Source organism: Pseudomonas sp. 05N434, assembly GCF_056396965.1.
Window position 1 is genome coordinate 1 of sequence record NZ_JBFTMK010000987.1, and the last position, 785, is coordinate 785.

A 785-nucleotide genomic window follows, 5' to 3' on the forward strand; every position below is an offset into this window, starting at 1 on the left:
CGCTGAACCTGAAGTTGGGGCTGCTTCGCAGCCCAGCGGGAGCAAGCTCCCTCGCCACAGGATTCAGCGCGGTTTCTGGGTGAACGCCGCCGCAATCCCCCATTGCCCCAGCCAGTAACTCAGGATGATCACGTAAGGCGCGGCATGAAATGGCATCACAAACCGGTTAATGCCAATCACGCTGTCAGAACACACAAACGCCACCGCGCCCGCCGCAGCCAGCAGCGCCGAGCGTTTGGGTACATCGGTGCCGAGTCGGGCCAGGGCGCGCCAGAGCATGGCGCTGATGGCCAGGCCGTAGACGATCACTGGGACCAGCAGCGGCCCCAAGCCATTGGAAATCAGAATCCCCAGCAGCACGGCACCCACGCCGAAGGCGAGGATCAGCGGCAACACAGCCAGACGCCGGCAATCGCTCAAGTAAGCCTTCAGATACGCCAGATGCGCGAGCAAAAATGCTCCAAGTCCAAACACGAACAAGTCTTGTGGCCATGCCAGCAACACATCGCCGACCAAGGAGAAAATCAAACCCAGGCTGATCCAGCGTCGATACTCGCTGGGCGGTGCATCGTGCAACCAGCCGAGCAGGGCCAGCACAGGCATCGGTTTGACCAGCAGGCAGAGCAGCGCGGCATGCACGCTCAGGCCATACATAAAGGTCACCGCGCCCATCAGCGCCAGAATCAGCCAGCCCACGATCAGTTAACCGCGATGGCGCAGTCGAAGGTTTGCACCGCCGGTACTTCCGGTGCCCACGGTTGTGAGTAAGTCAGCCGCAGGCGGCC

General features: G+C 61.8%; 1 protein-coding gene and 1 pseudogene. Both read right to left on the reverse strand.

The genetic code is table 11. From position 1 onward, the window contains the following. Positions 1-63 precede the first annotated feature (63 nt). A complete protein-coding gene (locus tag AC1DLB_RS31240; protein ID WP_477743276.1) occupies positions 64-696 on the reverse strand; it encodes a lysoplasmalogenase in 633 nt (210 codons plus the stop codon). A 2-nt stretch (positions 697-698) separates the two neighbouring features. Beyond that, positions 699-785 (reverse strand): annotated as a pseudogene (locus AC1DLB_RS31245) (protease inhibitor I42 family protein); the annotation flags it as partial.